The following is a 16,601-nucleotide window of genomic DNA, read 5'->3' on the forward strand; positions in this document are numbered from 1 at the left end:
ATTCTGAGCGGGATGATCATTCCCGCAAGAAAGGAGACATGTTATGAATCAGGCAGTCACCCATCGTCAACTGATTCTGCTGGTCATGCTGCTTAGCATCACGACCACATTGATACAGCCGCATGCACAGGCGATTTATTATGCTGAACAGCATGCATATCTGTCCTATATTCCCGTGTTTTTGGTGATGATTTCTGTGCTTTGGATGTTGAGCCGTGTCCAGCGACGATTTCCGAATCAAGATTTATTTGAATCACTCGTTGTACGACATCCGTTTATGGGTCGGGTGACAGCTCTGCTGTATATTATGTTTTTCCTTTTTGTATTCGCCAGAGATATTCGGTTAATTGGTGACTACATTAGTATCACTTTGCTAGAGACTACACCAATATCCATTATCATCCTATCGCTGATGGTTATGGTCGTTTTTATTGTGAGGGGTGGGCTGGGTTCGCTGATCGGAATGTCGGAGCTGTATATCACGTTATTTCTGGTGAACTCCATCATCGTTCCCTTCATGCTTATTCAGCAGATTGACCTGGATAATCTGATGCCTTATTTTGATATCGATATGGCCGGGGTTGGCAAGGGAAGTTGGTATATCATGTCCTTTTTTGGAGAGATGGTTGCATTGCCGTTTGTTGTGAAAGGTAGTGACTTTCGCTTCAAATCGGTGTTCTGGGGAGTGATGATTGCAGCGCTCTTAATGATGCTGATCTTGGTTGAAACGATCACATCGATCGGGGTTCCTATTGCATCAAGGCTGGTATACCCTTCGTATGAATTAGCAAGGCAGCTGCAAGTGAGTGATTTCCTTGATCGTTTCGATCTAGCACTAGCCGCAGCAACGCTACCAACCATGATTACGAAAATTGCGTTTGATCTCTATTTTATCTGCTGGGGGATGAAACGAATGATTCCGAAAGTGTCTGGTAAAGTGTTGACTGGGCCGATTGCTTTGCTTGGTTTTGTGTGCGCGTTCTGGTTTTTCCGTAATGCAGTCCAACTCTTTCGATTTACAAGAGAATGGACGTGGGTTGCCATTTTGTTTGAGGTGTTGTTGCCGATTCTAATATTTCTGTTTCTGCACCCTCGCAAGCAAGATCGACAACATTCCGCGGCTAAGCAGAGTGGCAGCAGTGGAGGACATAAGCAAACGTCGGATTCAAAAGAATCCACTTCGAAAGATCAGAAAAAAAGTGATGAGGGTACAGATGGTCAAGCGGGAGAGCTTCAGCCTTCCTGATCCAATTCATAAAAAAACGTTATAGCTGAGTATACATCAAATGGCATGAACGAGGTTTCCCTCCACAGAACTACCCTGTATACTGTAGTCAGACTGAAGAACGTTCGGCTGAACGAACTGGGGGGAACTTGGAATGGCTCAACATTTGGCAGGCATACGTGTAGCACTTACAGGACCACGCAAATCCAAAGAAATGTCTATATTAGTAGAGAAAATGGGCGGAGTCCCACTCGTGCGACCTGCACAGGGAACGGTGTTTTTGGATGATCGGAATATTCGCGACGGTCTGGTATCCTGGATCTCTGATCCACCGGACTGGGCTGTACTGACTACGGGTATGGGATTGGATGCGCTATTTGATATGGCGGAGGATATGGAGATTGCGGGACAATTGTTGGACTCCTTATCTGAATCATCCATTGCAGCACGTGGATACAAGACGGTGAATGCACTTCGCAAACGTAAGCTGAATCCGTTAGTTCGGGATGATGATGGCAGTACAGATGGATTAATTCGGGAATTGGAGCCACATGATCTTGCGGGGAAAAAGGTTATATTGCAGCTACATGGTGAGACAGCACCAAAGCTGGTAAACTGGCTGCAAGAACAGGGTGCAGAGGTTCGACAAGTGCTACCTTACCGCCATGTCCCTCCAGAGGATCATGAACTAGAACTGCTATTGAATGAGATTGTGAACCATGAAGTTAATGCGGTAGCTTTTACAAGTGGACCCCAGGTTCGCTTTTTGACGGCATACGCTACATCCCAAGGAAAGCTAGAAGAGATGCTGCAAGCCTTTCGTGAAGGGGTCATTCCTGCTTCTGTGGGTAAAGTTACGGCGAATGCGATGCGGGAAGAAGGCATTGAGGCACTTGTTGTGCCCGAAGAAGAGAAGATGGGTGCCCTGATTGTGGAGCTAGGACGTTATTATGCTGCCGCAAACGTGGACAAAGCTTAGGCGACACTCGATAAAAATAGGTGCACTAAACGGTCTTTTGGCATAAAGATCGTACCATGCATAAGAAATGTACATGTTATCCTGATCCATTTTTGGGTCAGGATTTTTGCTGTTTTCAAGTGGATACACCCTGAATAACTCCGAATAAAACAGAAGAAAGGTAGCTGGTACATTCATATCTTAAACATGGACATTTTTTCCGAAGCGATGTTATGATAAAAACAAATTATTCACATTATGCTCATATATGAAAACAAGCAAGGTGCTCTTGCGTCAGGCAAGAGATAACAGGGAATCGGGTGCAAATCCCGAGCGGTCCCGCCACTGTAATGGTGAAGCTCTTTTTTGGTTGATGTCACTCGTCATTCGGGGAAGGCAGAAGAAGAAGCTAATGATCCAGAGCCAGGAGACCTACCTTGCATGTGTCACCAAACCCTTCGCGGAAAGGAGTGGTGTACGAATAATCAGGAAACAGGCGGACAGACGGTTCGCCTGGTAGGCCTTTTATTTGGCGTATTCAACAACTGGATGGTGCTCTTCGCATTATGTCTTGTGGTTGTTTTCTTGAGTGTACGTACATACGTATCCCATCCGATTGTAGGATGGGATTTTTTGATTTTGAGAGATTATTATGAGAATCGTTGTTGGTCGAATGCATTTATCCATTTTTGAACAAAACGCTGCTTGATGAAGCATATTTATATAGAAGACGCTGAAAACGGAATTGTAGAATGTGCAGGTTTATTTAGGGTGATGGAGGAGGAGAAGCGATGCAAGGTCAAGGTAAGTTGCTGGTCATCGGATTTGGCCCAGGCGCGATGGAACATATTACGAATCGTGCACTTGAGGCGCTTCAGGAGAGCGAGGTTATCATCGGCTACAACACGTATGTCGATCTTATTCGGCCGTTGTTGAACGGACAAGCGATCGTGCGGACGGGGATGACAGAGGAAGTAAGCCGGGCTCAGGAAGCGGTTAGACAGGCCGAAATGGGCAAAATTGTTGCGGTAATCTCCAGTGGTGACGCCGGTGTATATGGTATGGCAGGTCTAGTCTACGAAGTATTGATGGAGCAGGGATGGAAACCTGAGAGCGGTGTTGCCGTTGAAGTGATTCCAGGCGTATCGGCTATTAATTCCTGTGCTTCGCTGCTCGGTGCACCGGTGATGCATGATGCGTGTACGATCAGCTTAAGTGATCATCTTACCCCATGGGAAACGATTATTCGCCGGGTCGAAGCAGCGGCGTCAGCGGACTTTGTCATTGCACTCTATAACCCGCGCAGTGGGCGCAGAACACGCCAAATTGTCGAGACTCAGGAAATGCTGCTTCGTTACCGTGATCCCCAAACTCCGGTTGGATTGGTGAAAAGCGCCTATCGGGATCGTCAGGACGTTGTTATGACTACCCTGGAGGATATGCTTAACCATGATATCGGGATGCTGACCACCGTGATCATCGGTAACTCTTCGACCATGATGTACGAAGGGCTCATGGTCACTCCTCGTGGGTATCAGCGCAAATATACGCTGAATACCACGGAACAGTCGCTCAGACCTCATGAGCGACTTCGCACCGAAGCCGAGCCATGGTCGCTCGGCGCAAGAGAAGCCCGCGCTGCCACCTCCGGTGAGGCAGCGGGCGCGGACGCGGCTCGCGAAGCGCAAGCCGCGAAGCTCCAGGCGGAGCCAGCCATGCCCGGCGTGAGCGCCGGAACAGGCCCAGCTCCGCAGAGCCAGCCGCCTGCCGGTGCAGGAGCCTCTGCTGCGCAGGCATCGCACCCGGCTGGCGGCGGCACCGCCGTGCTCGCTGGCGAGCGGCCAGCGTCAGCGCTGGCAGAAGCCGCGCCGCGCGCAGCGGTTGCTTCGCCGCAAGCGGGCGCCGCTGAGCTGGCGGCGGAAGCGCTAACGCGGCTCGCGGTAGGCGGTGCCCTCGCGGGCGAGTCCGCTCGCCGCTGGCTGGACGCGGCGCCTGCTGCGCCTGGCGTGGCTGGCGATGCACCGCAGGCCGCAGGCGCAACGGCGGTGCGCACTGCGCCCGCACCAGGGCAGAAGCCGCCGCTGTTCGAAGTTGGCGTATCGCCTGGCGTCGGCAACAAGAAGTTCACTGCCGCGCAGATGGCATTGCTCGCACAGTGCGCGAGTGAGGATGGGGAGCTGGAGTATACACCAGAGCACCAGATTATATTGCGCGTGCCAACCTTTGAGCCTGATCAGCTGGTAGACGAGCTGCGCGCAGCCAATTTTATCGTAGTGCCGATCGGTGATGTCATTAAAGTGAAGGCTTGTGACTTCTGTGATATGGAGAAAGATGATGCTGTGCCGATGGCTAATCATTTGCAGGCCGTTATTGGCGGATTGAATGCTCCGAAGGAAACAAGCGTTGCCCTTAATGGCTGTGGAATGGCTTGTTATGGTGCGGTGCTTGAAGATATCGGAATTGTGTATCGCAAAGGCGGGTATGACCTGTTCCTTGGCGGTAAGAAGTTTGGACGTAATGCTCACCCTGCACAACCTGTGGCTGAAGGCATTAAGGGGGATGAGATTGGTGGCATCGTGGAACGGATTGTCGCGGAGTATCGGGAAAAAGGACATCCGAATGAGCGTTTTCATAAATTTTTCAAACGTGTTGGCGTGATTCAAGGCTTCCGTCATGTGGATGCACCCGTTACGGTGGAAGTTAATCCGATCTGTGGTGACTAGTCTTCTGCGCAAACACACAAGAACTCACAAGGCTATATGTGTGTTATGAAAAAGGACTATTTTTCAGAAACATGCGATTGGCGATGTGCGATGAATGGAATACAAATACGATTTGATGAGATGCCTAGATCTGAAGATCAGGCTGGGGAGGAATTAACCGGAGATGAATGCGATATTACTGGTGGGGCATGGTAGCCGTGATCCTGAGGGAAACCGGGAGTTAATGGAGTTTGCAAACTCGGTGGCAGAGAGAGCACCTGAGAATACGATTGTGGAAACTTGTTTTTTGGAGTTGGCTAAACCGGGTATTGCTCAAGGCGTAACGGCATGTGTAGAAAAGGGTGCGACTCGCGTTGTGCTTGTACCGATTATTTTGTTTGCAGCGGGTCATGCCAAAATCGATATTCCAAATGCCATTGACCGCGCCAAAGCGCGTTATCCGCAAGTGGAATTCATCTATGGACGTCCGATCGGTGTGCACGAGAAGGTCATTCAGATTATGCAGACCCGTTTGAAGGAAGCACAACCTGTATCTGCAAATTCCGGCGGGGGAACGGCTGTAGCGACTGCACCGGTGGCAACCGATGAAGAGACTGCGATCCTGGTGCTGGGGCGCGGCAGTAGTGACCCTGATGCGAATAGTGACTTTTTCAAAATGACTCGTATGTTGTGGGAGAAGTTGCCCTACAAGTGGGCAGAGAGCAGCTTCATCGGTGTAACGCAGCCTTCCTTCCCGGATGGACTGCAACGTTGCCTTCTGCTTGGAGCCAAAAAAATTATTGTGATGCCGTACTTCCTGTTCACAGGTGTGCTTATTAAACGTATTGATGAGATGACTGCAGAATTCGCAGCAGCACATCCGGATGTTCAGGTGGAGATCGGGGGATATTTCGGTCTACATCCACAACTGGTGGAAGTCGTGCTGGAACGAGCTAATGAAGGCTTAAATGGACGTGTAGCTGCCAACTGTGACAATTGCCAGTTCAGACTGGAAGCGGCGAAACATCACCATCATCACCACGACCACGATCACGACCATGATCATCACCATGACCACGATCATCATCACGACCATCATCACCACGATCATGTGCATACACATCATCACGAAGAGACTCATGATCACGCACACGATCATGGACATGCTCACGATCACACTCATGAGCACCATGAGCATCAGCATGCGGTAGAGGAACACGAGAAGAATATTGATAACGCTGGTCAGAAGTTGGCGCCCGATTTCCATCACGATCACGATGGCGAGTTACATCATACTCATCACGATCAAGAAATTATTACGGGTCACCACGTTGATGCGCCTTCGCCTGCCGAAGCAGATGAGACGACAACTAACGCACAGATTGCTGTAGCGGAGGAGCAGGTGAAGGGCTCATGATCTTCATGTTATGTGGGACAAGCGATGCGCGGGAGCTCGCATTACAAATTCAGCAGCAAGGTACAGAGGTGCTGACATCTGTGGTGACAGAGAGCGCGGCGAATAGTCTGTCTGAGGCAGGTTTGCCGGTACGCACAGGTCGTTTGACGATTCCAGCGATGGTAGAACTGGTGCAAAAACAAGGAAGTCGAGCCATCGTAGATGCGAGCCATCCATTTGCTGAAGAGGCACATGCCAATGCAATGGAAGCAGCCAAACAAGCAGGTATTCCATACATTCGTTACGAGCGTACAGGACTTGCCTACGACGACCATCCGTTGTTGCATGTAGTTTCTTCTTATGATGAAGCGGCGTTAAAAGCGAAGGAACTTAAAGGCGCTGTCATGCTAACGACGGGCAGCAAGACACTGCAAATTTTCACAAAACATCTGCTTGGAGATCCGGATATTCGTCTCGTTGCTCGCATGCTTCCGCGTCTCGATAATATGGAGAAATGCAATGAGCTAGGAATGGAACAGCGCAATATTATTGCGATGCAGGGGCCATTTTCACGTGAGATGAATGAAGCGTTGTACAAGCACTTTGCCACAACCGTTATGGTCACCAAGGAAAGCGGCAAAACCGGAGCCGTTGATGAGAAAATCCAATCTGCGTTAGAACTGGGTATTCATGTGGTGCTGATCTCACGCCCTGAGGCGGAGTTTGGAACGGTATTTGATGAATTTGATGGTGTACTAAGTGAGCTGAGCCGTGTACTGGTGCCTTAAGACGCACATACAGAGCTTGTTCCAAAAGTCCGCTTTTGATTACGCACATATAGTCCAAATTTTCAACATTTAATTTTAAATGAATTAATTAATTTCATAATCCCTTTTTAGGAGTGAATGCATGATGGATTTCAAAACAGATTTCAAACCGCTGACAGTACAGCCGCAGGAAATTGAAGGCAAAAGCTTCGAGATGATCACCGAGGAGCTGGGCGAGCATCCGTTCACGGACGAGCAGTACCCAGTCGTGCAACGTGTCATTCACGCATCTGCTGACTTTGAACTGGGCCGGAGCATGGTATTTCACCCTGATGCGATCCAAGCCGGGATTGCAGCACTGCGTGCTGGCCAATCCGTCATTGCCGATGTACAGATGATTCAAGCGGGAGTGAGCAAAGACCGTATTCGCAGCTTCGGCGGAGACGTGCATGTACATATCTCCGATCCAGATGTGATGGAGGAAGCGAAACGGTTGAATACAACGCGTGCCATTATCTCTACGCGTAAAGCCACTCAAGCCTACGAAGGTGGAATCTATGCGATTGGTAATGCACCAACTGCACTGCTGGAACTGATCCGTCTGGTTAAAGAAGGCGAAGCGAAGCCAGGCTTGATCATTGGTATGCCTGTAGGATTCGTGTCCGCTGCTGAGTCGAAGGACGAGCTGCGCAAGCTGGATATTCCGTTTATCACGAATATTGGCCGCAAAGGCGGCAGTACCATCGTCGTCGCTGCCCTCAACGCAATCTCAATCATGGCAATGAAATCCTAATAGTTCTTGTTTAATTACTCGTGGCGACTCACTGTTTCGTCAAATACAAAGTTTGAAATAACGAGTTATCGCCATGGTTAAAGTGTTAGCCAGGTTTGTAAATTAGTAACTCCATTCACCGCGAACTTCTAGCAGCGGTGAATGAATAGTTACCCAGGCGCCTTCCAGCCCAGGTTGAGCCTTTAATCCATGGCTGTAATGTCTCTACGTGCCATGGTTAAAATGGCAGTAAGGTCTATGGATTAGTAACTCCATTCACCGCGAACTTCTAGTAGCGGTGAATGAATAGTTACTCAGGCGCCTTCCAGCCCAGGTTGAGCCTTCAATCCATGACTGTAATGTCTCTACGTGCCATGGTTAAAATGGCAGCAAGGTCTAGGGATTAGTAACTTCATTCACCGCGAACTTCTAGCAGCGGTGAATGAATAGTTACCCAGGCGCCTTCCAGCCCAGGTTGAGCCTTTAATCCATGGCTGTAATGTCTCTACGTGCCATGGTTAAAATGGCAGCAAGGTCTAGGGATTAGTAACTCCATTCACCGCGAACTTCTAGCAGCGGTGAATGAATAGTTACCCCAAACGCCCTCCAGCCCAGGTTTAGTCATTTAAATCAGGGCTGGAGGAATGTACTGTACTAACGAAGTGTGCCAGAGACGCAGGAGGTAGCGGAGGGAACGGAATCGATTCTGTAGAAGCGGAGCGTTCGCATTTGTCCCCGGATTTCTCCCTTAGTATAAGGGGAATCAAAGAAATCTGGGGACAACGGCGATCGAAAGAACGATCCGTTCCCGGAGCGGCCACCCCGGAGTCTCCCCCTTCTGCGGCAAACGTAGTTACCTCGAGTACATCCGACAATTTAAATGATAAGAAAGGACGGGAGGTCAGAGACCATGGAGAAGAAACGCATGAAAAGCGGTGAAGCACCCGATCCCGACAAACCGATGCGATCTGGCTTCACCACAGGGGCGTGTGCCACAGCCGTTGCGAAAGGGGCAACGCAGTTACTACTAACCGGAACGGTGCCTGAACAAGCTGTCGTGTCCCTTCCTGCGGGCTTTGACCACTCGTTCGAACTGATCGAGCAAGGGTTAGAGGATGGGGTGGCAACCTGCGCCACGATTAAGGATGCCGGAGATGATCCGGACGCAACACACCTCGCGAAGATTATTGCCCACGTATCCTGGCGAGATGAGCCTGGGATGGAGCTGGACGGCGGGATCGGCGTTGGGCGTGTGACGAAGCCAGGATTGCCAGTTCCAGTGGGCGAAGCAGCGATTAATCCCGTTCCCCGCCGCATGATCACCGAAGCGGTAACGCAGGTTCTCGCCGAACACGGCACAGCGCGAGGGGTGCGGGTGGTCATCAGCGTGCCAGACGGGGAAGAGATCGCGAAGAAAACGCTGAATTCCCGGCTTGGCATTCTCGGTGGTATCTCGATTCTGGGTACACGGGGCGTGGTTGTACCTTTCTCCACATCGGCGTACAAAGCCAGCGTGGTACAGGCCATCTCGGTAGCCCAGGCTTCCGGTTGCGATCATATCGTCCTCACCACTGGGGGCAGCAGTGAGAAGTACGCGATGAAAATGATGCCTGATTTGCCAGAGGAAGCCTTTATTCAGATGGGTGACTTTGTCGGGTTCGCGATCAAGCATGGCAAGCGGTTAGGGATGAAACGCATTAGTCTGGTCGGCATGCCCGGTAAGTTTGCCAAGGTGGCACAAGGTGTCATGATGGTGCATTCCAAGAGTGCGCCGGTGGATTTTGGATTTCTTGCGTCCGTCGCTCGGGAGACGGGAGCCGGAGATGAGCTGGCGCAAGCGATCGAGGAAGCCAACACGGCGACTCAGGTAGCGGATATGATGACCGAAGCAGGGTATTTGCCCTATTTTGAGCGGTTATGTACATATGCCTGTCGGCACTGTCTGGAGCATGCGGGCGGTGGCATGACGGTGGAAGTGGTATTGGTAACGATGAAAGGAATGGAACTTGGGAGGGCGGAAATCAGTGAACTTGACGACAACAACTGGAGCAAAGGATCATAAAATCCACATTATTGGCATAGGCGAAGACGGCGCATCGGGGCTGACAGCCGAATGTTTGAACATTATCCAAGCAGCTAACGTACTTGTTGGCGGTGAGCGTTTACTGCAATATTTCCCTGCATTTGAAGGCGAGAAGCTTGCAATCAAGAGCGGTTTAAGTGATCTCGTTCTAAAAATAAAAGCGCTTCAAGCCACACACCATATCGTTGTGCTGGCTTCAGGAGACCCGCTGTTCTACGGCATTGCTGGGTATCTGGCGCGTAAGCTTGGCTCGGATCAATTGCAGATCCGACCTCATCTCAGCTCGCTGCAACTCGCATTTGCCCAGCTCGGCGAGAGCTGGCAGGACGCCGTGCTCGAAAGTGTGCACGGACGTCCGCTCAAGGGGCTCGCACAGCGCATCGACGGCAAAGCCAAAGTTGGGCTGCTCACCGATGAGCAGAACAGCCCGGCGGCCATTGCAGCTTATCTGCAACAATTCGGCATGACCGAATATGACGCCTACGTGGCTGAGAATCTGGGCGCGGCGGATGAGCGTGCCCGTCATTATACATTGGACGAGCTGGCGGTAGCTGAATGCAGTCCGCTTAACGTCGTGATTTTGCTGCGCCGTAAGGATGCACCAGCACCACGCAAAGGGTTTGGCTTCGCGGATGAAGAGTTCCACCAGCGCAAGCCGGAGAAGGGTCTAATCACGAAGCGCGAAGTGCGTGTGTTCAGCTTATCCGAACTGCAGCTCGCAGAGGATAGCGTTGTCTGGGATATTGGCGCAGGCTCAGGGTCGGTTGCTGTAGAGTGCACACGGCTCGCGCCGAAGGGACAAGTCTTCGCTATTGAAAAAAATGAAGGTGACCTCGTCAACATCGAGGCCAATCGAGTGAAATTCCGGACGGACTTTACCGTCCTTCATGCCAAAGCACCAGCAGGGCTGGACGAACTACCGAATCCGGATGCGGTGTTTATCGGCGGCAGCGGCGGAGAACTCGCGCAGCTGATCGCCCTATGTGCGTCCCGGCTGCGCCCAGCGGGACGCATCGTAGTGAATGCAGCGACAATTGAGACGCTGCATGACAGCATGAAGGCGATGCGCGAAGCAGGCATGGACGCATCGGTGACGTTGCTTCAGACGGCGCGTAGCAAGCCGATTTTGAACATGACTCGTTTTGACGGATTGAACCCGATTTATGTGATTACAGGACAGTATGTTGTTGATGAGAACACAGAAGCACCAGCGGCGGGAACAACAGCAGGAGCGGCAGAATGATCGTTGAAGGACAGAACAAGGGGGATAACAACATGAGCATGGGAGCAGTAGGCACACTATATGGCGTGGGTGTGGGGCCAGGTGACCCGGAGCTGATTACCGTCAAAGCATACCGTATGATCAGGGAATGCCCTGTAGTCGCTTATCCGAAGAAACGCAAGGGTGGTAAATCCTACGCCCATGAGATCGTGGAGTTGTACGTGAATCCAGAAGAGAAGGAAATGCTGGGTCTGATCTTCCCGATGACGAAAGACCCTGTTGTACTGGAGCGTGAATGGGGTAAAACCGTTGAGGCATGTTGGGGTGCGCTCAAGGAAGGGAAAGACGTTGCTTTTGTGACCGAAGGAGACCCGAATCTATACAGCACATTTATTCACTTGGCACGTCTGATGCGCGAATTGCACCCTGAAGTGCCAATCTCTTCTATTCCGGGGATCTCCTCCGTACTAGGTGCAGCGGCAGCGCTGGATATCCATCTGGCGGATGGTGACGAGCAGGTGGGCATTATCCCAGCTACAGCAGATAAAGAGGCCATGCGACAAGCGATTGAGCATCACGATACGATTGTATTTATCAAAGTGGCGAAGGTGCTTGACCTTATGCTGGAACTGCTGGAGGAGATGGGTCTCGGCGGCAAAGCCTCGGTCGTTACCAAAGTCACTTCTCCATATGAACTGATCTGGCGTGATGCCCGTGAACTGAAAGGGCAGGAGCTGGAATATCTGAGTCTGATGGTGGTGAGCAAATGAAAACATTGAAACCGAAAGTATATATCGTAGGTGCAGGCCCCGGAGACCCGGAGCTGATTACTGTCAAAGGCTCGAACATTTTGCGAAGTGCCGATCTGGTGCTCTACACCGACTCACTCGTGAATGATGAGCTCATTGCTACGGCGAAGCCGGAAGCGGAAGTGTTGCAAAGCTCAGGCATGGATCTGGAGCGCCAAGTCGAGCTGATGACGGAGGCAACGCGCAATGGGCGCAGTGTAGCTCGCGTACATACAGGCGACCCGGCGATGTACGGGGCAATTTTAGAGCAGATGGTATTGCTCAAGCAGCAAGGTGTGGACTATGAGATTATTCCAGGCGTCAGCTCGGTATTTGCTTCGGCAGCCGCATTAGGGGCAGAACTGACTGTGCCTGAGCTGACCCAGACCGTTATTCTGACTCGCGCGGAAGGACGCACGCCTGTACCAGAACGGGAGAAGCTGCGTGACCTCGCATCGCACCACTGTACCGTTGCGTTGTTCCTCAGTGCTACACTTGCCAAAAAAGTTGTCGTTGAATTCCTCGCCGCAGGCTGGAGTGAAGATACACCGGTTGCGGTGGTACAGCGTGCCACGTGGCCTGATCAGAAAATTGTGCGTACAACGCTGGCTAATCTTGCCGCGGACCTGCGCGCTGCAGGCATTACAATGCATGCGATGATTCTAGCTGGCTGGGCGCTTGATCCAGATCTTGTGAATCGGGATGCGCATCGCTCCAAGCTGTATGACAAATCCTTCACCCATGGGTACCGCAAAGGAGTGAAGTCTGGTGAGTAATCCATATGCAGCGGTAGCCATCACCAAGCATGGGGTTGAGATGGTACGCAACATGGCTGGACAATTCCCGGGAACGGATGTTTATTATATGACGAAGTTCGCCCGTGGAGATGAGCAGCAGCTTGGCTACAACATGTTCGAGGGGTCCGTGAAACTGATTCTGCCGGACTTGTTCAAACGCTATAATGGCATTATTTTATTCATATCTCTGGGTGCCGTAGTACGCATGATTGCGCCGCTATTAGTGGACAAAAAGGTGGATCCGGCTGTTCTGGTCATTGATGATCGCGGAGAACATGTTATCAGCGTGTTGTCCGGTCATTTAGGCGGTGCCAATGAGTTGACCCGCCAGGTGGCAGAGGTGCTTGGCGCACGTCCGGTGATCACGACGGCCTCGGATGTGCAGGGGACAATCCCGGTGGATCTGTTTGGTCGTGAGCTGGGCTGGACAGTAGACAGCTTCGATAAGGCTACGCCCGTGAGTGCAGCGGTTGTGAATGAGGAGCCAGTTGCGCTGATTCAGGAGACGGGAGAGCGGAATTGGTGGAGATACGATAAGCCAGTCCCTGATCATATTCGCGTTTTTGGTAGCATGGCAGAGACAGAGGCGTTTGCTTTCAATGCGGCACTCGTGATTAGTGATCGATTGCTTACTGATGATGAACAACAGCGATTCATGAGCAACGGTGTGTTGTATCGTCCCAAAAGTCTAGTGCTAGGCATGGGCTGCAACCGTGGAACATCCTTGGAAGAATTGGAGCAGGAGGTTCTTGCGACGCTCGCAGAACAGTCTCTTTCCGTGAAGAGTGTGCGTAACGTGGCCACCATTGATCTGAAAAAGGATGAGGAAGGCTTGCTCGCGCTATGCCAAAAGTACGGCTGGGAGCTGGTTACCTATTCCCCTGCTGAACTAAACACGGTCACTCTGCCGAATCCGTCCGAGACGGTATTCAAATATACAGGAGCGTATGGCGTCAGTGAGCCGGCGGCACTACTCTCCTCTGGGGCAGACCATTGGTTGCTGGAGAAGAAGAAAAGCGGTAATCTGACGATTTCTATCGCACGCATTCCGTTTAAACATTGAACTAAAATTATATAGATAACCGCATCGGTATTCGGTGCGGTTTTGTTATATCATTTCCATCTCGATAACGAAATCATGACGACAAGGTAGGGAACTCATATGATGACGATTGCTGAACAACATGCCAAGCATGCCAGACCTCGGTTAATCATTGCGGGCACGGGAAGTGGCGCAGGCAAAACAACGGTAACGCTAGGTTTAATGAAAGCTCTTGATGAGCGGGGACTACGTGTACAGGGCTTCAAGTGCGGTCCAGACTACATCGACCCGACCTATCACACGGCGGTGACGGGCAGGCCATCTCGCAATCTGGACGCATGGATGACCTCACCGGAGTATGTACGCAATACATTTGTGCAAGCAGCAGATGGACAGGATATTTCGATCATTGAAGGAGTCATGGGATTGTATGATGGCAAAGACCCGCTCAGCAATACCGGCTCAACTGCCGAGATTGCGACGGTCACGCAGACACCTGTGATCCTGGTTGTGGATGTTCGGAGTATGGCACGCAGTGCGGCGGCGATTGTGCTTGGGTTTCAACAGTTGGAGCCTGAGCTGAATATTGCTGGTGTCATCGTCAACCGCTGCGGGAGTTCAGGGCATTACCAGATTGTGAAGAAGGCGATTGAGCAAATGTGTGACATCCCCGTGGTGGGCTGGCTGAAACGAGAGGAAGATATGTCGATTCCCGAGCGTCATCTTGGTTTGGTTCCCGCAATCGAACGGGGGGAGCTTGACCCGTTATTCCAGCGAGCGGCTGATGCACTGCGTGAGGGGACGGATCTGGACTTACTTCTGAAGATTGCAGGTAAAGCGCCTCCGCTGGAAACGAGGAGCCTTGTATATGAATTGGAAGAGCAGCAGCTTTCTGATGATGAGCAACGTTCTGAGCCTAAGCATCCCTCGGAACAGGAGCGATCTCAACAAAACCAACAATCTGAACAAAGCCAACAGGATCAAAAAGATCAACAAGAAAAAAATGAACATCAGGAACACCAGGAACGCCTAAGCGATCAACAACAACATGCCCAAGCACGTCCTGTCATCGCAGTTGCACGGGATGCGGCGTTTAACTTCTATTATCCGGATAACCTGGAGCTGCTTGAGGAAGCTGGCGCGCAGCTTACGTATTTCAGTCCAATTGCGGGTGAAGGGATTCCAGCGGATGCAGACAGCATCTATCTGGGCGGTGGTTTTCCAGAGGAATTTGCTGAAGCTATTGCGACGAACAGGTTGTTCCTAGAAGGGCTGCGTGAAGCGGCGTGTCAGCACATGCCTTTATTTGCCGAGTGTGGAGGTTATATGGTGCTTGCAGAATCGCTAACGGATCGTCAGGGGGTAACCTTCAACATGGCGGGGATTGTTCCTGCGCATGTACAGATGCAAACCAAGCGTGCAGCCCTTGGATATCGTGAGGCAAGTGCTGTTCAGGATTCATTTTTGCTGGAAAAGGGGGATACACTGCGAGGTCATGAATTCCATTATTCTACGATGACCTATCACGATACAGACACGATTCCTTACGCATATGAAACTAAAGGCATGCGAGGTTTGAAGTCAGAGGGATACAATTCAGGTCATATTCTAGCTGGGTACACCCATGTGCATCTTGGTTCTAACCCTGGAGCTGCTCACAGATGGGTAGAGCATTGTCGCATGTATCGACAAAGTAAGCAGAAGGAAGTAGAGTGACTCTATCCTCGTTCAATTATCTGAGACTTTGGTCGTGAAGTTGGCCGCTAATCATCAGAATTAAAGGTTTTTGCCTGCATATGTGGAATGACTTAAATACTGCCCAGAGCATCGATGTTACGCTGGACTGGTCAGTAATGACACATATACAATTGACGAGTGCACCTGTGGCTCTCTTGGGACGAACTCTCTAAAGGGTCACAGAATTCAGGATATGCTTATGAATAAAGCGGCTATACTAAGAAGTAGTAGTGAACATATCCGCGAATCTGAACGACAGGCATAAGCATATCGTGGCTTAAGTAAACCGGACTCACCGTCATGAAGGTTTCAAACAAGGGTAACCTGCTATTTGGATGACAAGGGGGACATCTTTTTCGGTCACTTGATAATAGGGAATTAGAAAGGGGATTACATGTAATGGATCATCGTAAAAAGGCGTTATTGCTCGGCGATTATACACATCCCGATTGGCACCCGCTTCAAGGCGTGGATGCTGAGATCAGCCGAATCTTTCAAGATATTATGACTGTGCAATGCAGTGAGAACCGCAATATGTTATTACAAGAAAATATCACAGGATTTGATGTGTGTATTTCATATATGGACGATTGGAAGGGAAAAGTCTCTCCACAGCAAACGGCAGGATTACTGTCCTATGTAAGTAATGGCGGAGGTTTAGTCATTCTGCATAACGGAATCTCGCTCCAAAATCGATATGAGCTCAAGCAGATGATTGGTGCTAAATTTTTGCATCATCCACCGTATGCTCCGCTGGAATTCACGGTTACGGAGCAGTCACATCCTGTGACAGAAGGCATTACCGGATTTGCGCTGGAAGAAGAGCCTTATCAGTTTGAATTTGGTTCCTTCTCTGAAACGAAAGTTTTGCTTGAGTATCAGTCGGAAGAAGGGCCTAAGCCAGCAGCTTGGGCACATAAATATGGTTTGGGGCGGATCGTGTACCTGATGCCAGGACATCATGTGCCGACGTTTGCCCACGAGACTTATCGTAAGTTGGTCTTCCAGGCAGGCAAATGGGCTGCGCGTTACGTGTAACCAATCGTTATATGTTTGTGTTAATCATGTGTACGGACTTTTTGAACGACCTCTAATAGGGGTATAATATATGC

At 50.7% G+C, this 16,601-nt stretch carries 14 protein-coding genes and 1 riboswitch; all 14 genes read left to right on the top strand.

From position 1 onward, the window contains the following. Nucleotides 1-43 precede the first annotated feature (43 nt). Nucleotides 44-1,246: a GerAB/ArcD/ProY family transporter gene (locus M3636_RS17345; RefSeq protein ID WP_251383348.1), complete on the top strand. Its 1,203-nt coding sequence runs from the start codon at nucleotides 44-46 to the stop codon at nucleotides 1,244-1,246. A 133-nt stretch (nucleotides 1,247-1,379) separates the two neighbouring features. Further along, nucleotides 1,380-2,204: a uroporphyrinogen-III synthase gene (locus tag M3636_RS17350; protein ID WP_251383349.1), complete on the top strand. Its 825-nt coding sequence runs from the start codon at nucleotides 1,380-1,382 to the stop codon at nucleotides 2,202-2,204. A 243-nt stretch (nucleotides 2,205-2,447) separates the two neighbouring features. Beyond that, nucleotides 2,448-2,637, top strand: a riboswitch (cobalamin riboswitch). Further along, nucleotides 2,625-2,876 carry a hypothetical protein gene (locus M3636_RS17355; protein WP_145407069.1) on the top strand — a complete coding sequence of 84 codons (252 nt, stop codon included), beginning with the start codon at nucleotides 2,625-2,627 and terminating at the stop codon, nucleotides 2,874-2,876. It overlaps the preceding riboswitch by 13 nt. A 98-nt stretch (nucleotides 2,877-2,974) precedes the next feature. Next, complete coding sequence (gene cobJ / locus M3636_RS17360) at nucleotides 2,975-4,906, top strand: precorrin-3B C(17)-methyltransferase (protein WP_251383350.1); 1,932 nt, start codon at nucleotides 2,975-2,977, stop codon at nucleotides 4,904-4,906. A 163-nt stretch (nucleotides 4,907-5,069) separates the two neighbouring features. Beyond that, nucleotides 5,070-6,302, top strand: a complete 1,233-nt coding sequence (locus M3636_RS17365) for a sirohydrochlorin chelatase (protein WP_251383351.1) — start codon at nucleotides 5,070-5,072, stop codon at nucleotides 6,300-6,302. Beyond that, complete coding sequence (gene cobK / locus M3636_RS17370) at nucleotides 6,299-7,069, top strand: precorrin-6A reductase (protein WP_251383352.1); 771 nt, start codon at nucleotides 6,299-6,301, stop codon at nucleotides 7,067-7,069. The genes M3636_RS17365 and cobK overlap by 4 nt, the downstream gene beginning before the upstream one ends. Nucleotides 7,070-7,193: 124 nt before the next feature. Then, nucleotides 7,194-7,841, top strand: a complete 648-nt coding sequence (locus M3636_RS17375; protein WP_128104639.1) for a precorrin-8X methylmutase — start codon at nucleotides 7,194-7,196, stop codon at nucleotides 7,839-7,841. 889 nt (nucleotides 7,842-8,730) lie between these two features. Beyond that, complete coding sequence (locus tag M3636_RS17380; protein WP_251383353.1) at nucleotides 8,731-9,882, top strand: cobalt-precorrin-5B (C(1))-methyltransferase; 1,152 nt, start codon at nucleotides 8,731-8,733, stop codon at nucleotides 9,880-9,882. Beyond that, on the top strand, nucleotides 9,845-11,146 hold the full coding sequence (cbiE, locus tag M3636_RS17385; protein ID WP_251383354.1) for a precorrin-6y C5,15-methyltransferase (decarboxylating) subunit CbiE: 1,302 nt from the start codon (nucleotides 9,845-9,847) through the stop codon (nucleotides 11,144-11,146). Before M3636_RS17380 ends, cbiE begins: the two co-directional genes overlap by 38 nt. A gap of 32 nt (nucleotides 11,147-11,178) precedes the next feature. Further along, complete coding sequence (cobI, locus tag M3636_RS17390; protein ID WP_128103880.1) at nucleotides 11,179-11,895, top strand: precorrin-2 C(20)-methyltransferase; 717 nt, start codon at nucleotides 11,179-11,181, stop codon at nucleotides 11,893-11,895. Continuing rightward, the gene (gene cobM, locus M3636_RS17395) at nucleotides 11,892-12,689 is read left to right on the top strand and encodes a precorrin-4 C(11)-methyltransferase (protein WP_251383355.1); all 798 of its coding nucleotides are present in this window, start codon (nucleotides 11,892-11,894) and stop codon (nucleotides 12,687-12,689) included. The genes cobI and cobM overlap by 4 nt, the downstream gene beginning before the upstream one ends. Continuing rightward, on the top strand, nucleotides 12,682-13,773 hold the full coding sequence (locus M3636_RS17400) for a cobalt-precorrin 5A hydrolase (protein WP_251383356.1): 1,092 nt from the start codon (nucleotides 12,682-12,684) through the stop codon (nucleotides 13,771-13,773). Before cobM ends, M3636_RS17400 begins: the two co-directional genes overlap by 8 nt. A 99-nt stretch (nucleotides 13,774-13,872) precedes the next feature. After that, nucleotides 13,873-15,468, top strand: coding sequence for a cobyrinic acid a,c-diamide synthase CobB (locus M3636_RS17405; protein WP_251383357.1), 1,596 nt, complete (start codon nucleotides 13,873-13,875; stop codon nucleotides 15,466-15,468). 420 nt (nucleotides 15,469-15,888) lie between these two features. Beyond that, nucleotides 15,889-16,527 (top strand): ThuA domain-containing protein, encoded by a 639-nt coding sequence (locus M3636_RS17410; protein WP_128103877.1) that lies wholly within the window; start codon nucleotides 15,889-15,891, stop codon nucleotides 16,525-16,527. Nucleotides 16,528-16,601: the final 74 nt, after the last annotated feature.

It is taken from the genome of Paenibacillus sp. MER 99-2 (genome assembly GCF_023714095.1).
GTDB lineage: Bacteria > Bacillota > Bacilli > Paenibacillales > Paenibacillaceae > Paenibacillus.

Coding starts and splice junctions, on each gene's coding strand:
- M3636_RS17345 (WP_251383348.1), top strand. CDS start 44: ATGAATCAGGCAGTCACCCATCGTCAACTGATTCTGCTGGTCATGCTG.
- M3636_RS17350 (WP_251383349.1), top strand. CDS start 1,380: ATGGCTCAACATTTGGCAGGCATACGTGTAGCACTTACAGGACCACGC.
- M3636_RS17355 (WP_145407069.1), top strand. CDS start 2,625: ATGTGTCACCAAACCCTTCGCGGAAAGGAGTGGTGTACGAATAATCAG.
- cobJ (WP_251383350.1), top strand. CDS start 2,975: ATGCAAGGTCAAGGTAAGTTGCTGGTCATCGGATTTGGCCCAGGCGCG.
- M3636_RS17365 (WP_251383351.1), top strand. CDS start 5,070: ATGAATGCGATATTACTGGTGGGGCATGGTAGCCGTGATCCTGAGGGA.
- cobK (WP_251383352.1), top strand. CDS start 6,299: ATGATCTTCATGTTATGTGGGACAAGCGATGCGCGGGAGCTCGCATTA.
- M3636_RS17375 (WP_128104639.1), top strand. CDS start 7,194: ATGGATTTCAAAACAGATTTCAAACCGCTGACAGTACAGCCGCAGGAA.
- M3636_RS17380 (WP_251383353.1), top strand. CDS start 8,731: ATGGAGAAGAAACGCATGAAAAGCGGTGAAGCACCCGATCCCGACAAA.
- cobI (WP_128103880.1), top strand. CDS start 11,179: ATGAGCATGGGAGCAGTAGGCACACTATATGGCGTGGGTGTGGGGCCA.
- cobM (WP_251383355.1), top strand. CDS start 11,892: ATGAAAACATTGAAACCGAAAGTATATATCGTAGGTGCAGGCCCCGGA.
- M3636_RS17405 (WP_251383357.1), top strand. CDS start 13,873: ATGATGACGATTGCTGAACAACATGCCAAGCATGCCAGACCTCGGTTA.
- M3636_RS17410 (WP_128103877.1), top strand. CDS start 15,889: ATGGATCATCGTAAAAAGGCGTTATTGCTCGGCGATTATACACATCCC.